The sequence below is a fragment of the Corallococcus sp. AB049A genome (assembly GCF_003668885.1).
Classification (GTDB): Bacteria; Myxococcota; Myxococcia; order Myxococcales; family Myxococcaceae; genus Corallococcus; species Corallococcus interemptor.
Window position 1 is genome coordinate 1 of sequence record NZ_RAWL01000978.1, and the last position, 481, is coordinate 481.

Annotated in this window: 1 protein-coding gene; it reads left to right on the forward strand. The window is 65.1% G+C overall.

The genetic code is table 11. From position 1 onward, the window contains the following. Positions 1-469: methyltransferase domain-containing protein (locus D7X55_RS46075; protein ID WP_121725738.1), on the forward strand; the 469-nt coding region annotated here is incomplete at its 5' end. Between the last annotated feature and the right edge of the window lie 12 nt (positions 470-481).

Sequence of the window (481 nt, forward strand, 5' to 3'; positions counted from 1 at the left end):
GGCGCGAGGCGCCTCGGAAGTGGTCGGCATCGACATCGATGAAGACGTCATCCAGATCGCCAAGGGCAATTCGCGCCTGAACAACGTGCGCCCGAAGTTCGTCCAGTCCGACATCTTCCCGTGGCTGCGTGATGCGGCCAATCGTGGCGAGCAGTACGACGTGGTGATCCTGGACCCGGCGAAGATGACCCGCGACCGCGACCAGGTCATCACTGCGCTGAAGAAGTACCTGGACATGAACAAGCTGGCGCTGGGCGTGGTCAAGCCGGGCGGCCTGTTCGCCACGTTCTCCTGCACCGGCCTGGTGGCCGAGGACCAGTTCCTCGACATGCTGCGCCGCGCGGCGTATTTCTCCGGCCGCACGATCCAGATCCTGAAGGTGGCCGGCGCCGGTCCGGACCACCCGTTCATGGCCCACGTGCAGGAATCGCGTTACCTGAAGGCCGTGTTCTGCCGCGTGGTGGACTGACCGCGTCACTGC